The sequence below is a fragment of the Pseudomonas sp. HMWF006 genome, from assembly GCF_003061205.1.
Classification (GTDB): Bacteria; Pseudomonadota; Gammaproteobacteria; order Pseudomonadales; family Pseudomonadaceae; genus Aquipseudomonas; species Aquipseudomonas monsensis.
In genome coordinates, this window is sequence record NZ_QAIU01000007.1 from 1 (window position 1) to 3,437 (window position 3,437).

The 3,437-nt window shown below is 60.5% G+C and carries 6 protein-coding genes; 3 read left to right on the forward strand and 3 right to left on the reverse strand.

What is annotated here, in order from left to right:
• Together DBR24_RS00155 and DBR24_RS00160 are read right to left on the reverse strand one after the other, a co-directional pair.
• A partial coding sequence (locus DBR24_RS00155) for an alpha/beta hydrolase (RefSeq protein ID WP_128613529.1) occupies positions 1–657 on the reverse strand: 657 nt, incomplete at its 3' end.
• Positions 657–1,097 carry a TspO/MBR family protein gene (locus DBR24_RS00160; RefSeq protein ID WP_123464204.1) on the reverse strand — a complete coding sequence of 147 codons (441 nt, stop codon included), beginning with the start codon at positions 1,095–1,097 and terminating at the stop codon, positions 657–659. The genes DBR24_RS00155 and DBR24_RS00160, both read right to left, overlap by 1 nt.
• Before the next feature lie 194 nt (positions 1,098–1,291).
• On the opposite strand from DBR24_RS00160, the gene DBR24_RS00165 reads away from it, so the two are divergent.
• Positions 1,292–1,528 (forward strand): hypothetical protein, encoded by a 237-nt coding sequence (locus tag DBR24_RS00165; RefSeq protein WP_128613530.1) that lies wholly within the window; start codon positions 1,292–1,294, stop codon positions 1,526–1,528.
• A gap of 2 nt (positions 1,529–1,530) precedes the next feature.
• Here the strand turns inward: DBR24_RS00165 and DBR24_RS00170 are convergent, their stop codons facing one another.
• Positions 1,531–2,478, reverse strand: coding sequence for an NUDIX domain-containing protein (locus DBR24_RS00170; protein ID WP_128613531.1), 948 nt, complete (start codon positions 2,476–2,478; stop codon positions 1,531–1,533).
• A gap of 115 nt (positions 2,479–2,593) precedes the next feature.
• Here DBR24_RS00170 and DBR24_RS00175 point away from each other — a divergent pair, with 115 nt between their 5' ends.
• Positions 2,594–2,989 (forward strand): hypothetical protein, encoded by a 396-nt coding sequence (locus tag DBR24_RS00175; protein WP_123464209.1) that lies wholly within the window; start codon positions 2,594–2,596, stop codon positions 2,987–2,989.
• Positions 2,990–3,240: 251 nt separating this feature from the next.
• The coding region (locus DBR24_RS00180) for a tyrosine-protein phosphatase (RefSeq protein ID WP_146188916.1) at positions 3,241–3,437 on the forward strand (197 nt) is incomplete at its 3' end.

Below are 3,437 nucleotides of genomic sequence, written 5' to 3' on the forward strand. Positions count from 1 at the left end.
GTCCAGCACCAGTGTTTCCGGCGGCGCGTTGCGTACGCTCGGCGTGCCGGTCAAATCGTACACGCCGTAATACAGCAACGCGCCGCTGATGCGCTGCAGCAAATCCGCTGAGGATTGCAGCGCCAGCAACGTCGCTGCCGCCAGATGCGCCCCGGCTGACTCCCCGACTACCACAACCGGCAAACCGGCGAACTCGTCTTCGCTGAGCAACCAGCGTGTGGCGCTCAGACAGTCTTCCAGCAGGCCTTCAATCGGCGTCGACACCGCGAGCCGGTAATCGACCGATACCACCGTGACGTTGCAGGCATTCACGATGGCAACGTTGAAGTTGTCATTCATCTGCGCATTGCCGATGACCCAACCGCCGCCATGGAAATCCAGCACCACGCCTCTGGCCGGGCCTTTGGGCCGGATGATCCGCACGCCAGCGCCGCTCGCCAGGCGTTTGCCTTGCGCGCCGAGCCCCTGTTTGCGCAGCTTGCCGGCGCCCCCCAACTGACTGACCCGCAACAACGCCTGAATCAGCCGAGGCGTGAGGCGATTGCGGATCTTGAAGCGCGGCAACCAGGCGAGCTTCCGGTTGAAGGCGCGCACTTGCGCCAACTCTCGCTCGCCTTGCGGCCAGGGTGTTTTATTACCCAAATTGACGTTCGTCATCAGCGGTTCTTGAGCAGGATGGAAAAATTCAACGCAGCGGCCACACACAGCCACGCCAGGTAAGGAAACAGAATCAGACCGGTGATCAGGTCCAGTTGCAACGCCAGCACCACCATGGCCGCGACCACCAGCCACAGCAGCGTCAGGATCACCATCGCTGCCAACACCTGATGCGCGCCGAAGAACACCGGGGTCCACAGCGTGTTCAAGGCAATCTGCGCCGCCCACAACGCCAGCACGGTCTGACTGCCGGGGATCAGGCTCAAGCGATAGCCGGCCCAGGCCAGCAGCAGGTAAATCAGCGTCCAGGCCAGCGGAAAGGCCCAGTTTGGCGGGGTGAACCGTGGCTTGATCAAAGCGGCGTACCATTCGCCCGGTTTGAACATGATGCCGGTGGTGGCCGCTGCCGCGCAGGCCAGAAGGAAAATGAAAAAGGTCATTGCCAGTCCTTAGCTGAGGTCAGCTGGTTGGGTTTGCCGGGCCATGTCGGCCGTTTAAGAAGGGACGCCTGGCGTCGGTAAAAGTTTGACCGGATCACTGACATTCCCGCCTTTCGTGATGGCGTTGAACTTAAAAGCTGACTGGTGCGTCAGGATAAACAGTTGCCTTCCAATCACACCCACGGGATCCGACCATGCACAACTTTGTCCTGAAATACCTGTTCAATGGCAAGCCGCGTAGCCACGACCTCGAGATCAAGGAGGTCCGACTCGCCGAGCATGAGGCGGCGAGGCACCTGCTGGAACTGCATTACGGCGACGCGGAAAACGGCCTGATCATGCCCTCGGCAGACGCGACACCGGAGCAGATCCTCGAACAGGCCGAGCTGGTCGGCATTACGCAGATTGAGGTCGTTGGCCCGACTCGCTGAGATCAGCGCCGCCCGGCAGCGGGGATTTCGCGCAAGTCGTGATAAACCGCCAGTCCCCGTTGTCGGGCCAGTTCCACCATCTGATCCGCGCCTGCGGACTCACCCCCGATGCGCAGTACCGCGTCGCAACGCTGTAACAGCGTTTTCGCGTAGTCGTGAAAATGCGCCTGATACACCTCATCCCCAACGTGCTGCGAGCCGGCCAGTTGTACCAGTGGCAGTGCTACCCATTCGGCCAGCAGTGGAAAATGCCCGGCCTGCAGCAACTCGGCGGCGCACGCCTGCATGGCATGCAGATTGGCCGCGATGGCCGCGGGATCGTCGCGGGTGCCGGAGCGATAAGGGCCGGCCACCAGAATCATCAGCGCAGGTGAGGGCGGTATGACGGTTTTCAGGTATTGCAAGAGGATGATGGTTTTGCCGTCCATGATCCGCCCGTCATCGACCATCGCCAGCGCCTGATCAAACGGTAATTCCAGCACTTCGATGTCTTCGCCTTCGTCGGCCAGACCGCCGCCGTCGCTGATGCGGTCTTCGGGATGGTATTCGCCGACAAAGAAATGCAGACGCTCGGTCACTGAGCCCGGGCTCATGAACGCTTCATAGACCTTGCGCACCGAACGCACGCGGTAGCCGGTTTCTTCCTCCGCCTCCAGCCGAATGCGCTCTTCGGGGCTGGCGTTATCCAGCAGCCCGGCAGCGGTTTCGATCAGGTAGCCGTCATGGTCGTTGACGAAGGTCGGGATGCGAAACTGGCGGATGAGGATGACCGAACGTTGCGCCAGGTTGTAGAGCGCGATCGTGGCGCCATTGCCACGGTCATACACCTCACGGCTCAGCGCTTGCCAGCTGCCGTCGCGGCGTTGCAGTTCGAAGTCGATTTTTTTCAGCAGATACCAGTTGTCCGAGAGCAGGTGCTGGGCGACGATTCGAACATTGCGGTGGTTCATGGGCACTGATCCTTGATGACGAGTCGGGAATTAATACCACACCACCGGCAACTCTTTGCTCAAGAGAAAAATTCTGCTCACCCTGCGCCGCGCACCAACGGACGATGCCTGACCCATGAAAACGCTTGTGACCCCGGCAGATCTGGATTACGCCCTGAACGTCATCCTGCAAGATACCCTTCATGACTTGGGCAGCCTGTGTCGGGACCTGCAGGTCACGCCTCGCGACCTGTTGAACCAAGTGGCCATAGCGATGGCCCGGCAGTTCCTGGCCGGCACCCGTGATTTCCACGCGTGCGATGAGGTCATGAATAGTCTGTTCAGCGACATCGTCGACCTGGGCGTGCGCGAAGAAATGCCCGAGCCCGCCTTCTCGATCTACCTCGCATTTGACGCGGGAGAGCATTGGCACACCGGCGACACCCGGGATGTGCTGCCTTGGGAGCGGTGGACGCGGCCTGAACTCGAACGGATTCTTGGTGCACTCGGTGACAATCAGCCCAGGCCTTGATAATCGGCGCAGGCGCCTTTGATTACACCGCCACCTCCAGCCTCAAAAACAACGCAAACAAAACACACCGAAGGACCAGGGGAAGGCTCCCCCCAACCCTGTAGCAGTTGCGTGCCCTGGATTCATGGACAAATCACGCACCCCACGGCCCATTCGCGCAGGCATTTGCGCACAAACCGAAACTGTCATATTCAGTATCACTCGCTTATCCATAGTCAGCAGCCCAACGCTTAATCCAATGAGGCTGCACTGTGTTTCAACGTCTTGTCTGTTCGCTGTCCATCCTGAGCCTGTCCATCGCTACCGCCCACGCCGCCGAGTCCGTGCCGCTCGATACGCCGCGCCTGCAAAGCATCGACAACTTCCGTGACATCGCCGGCATCACCACCGCGTATACCACGGCCCACGACGGCACCCTGCGCAGCGGCGTGTTTTACCGCTCCAACGC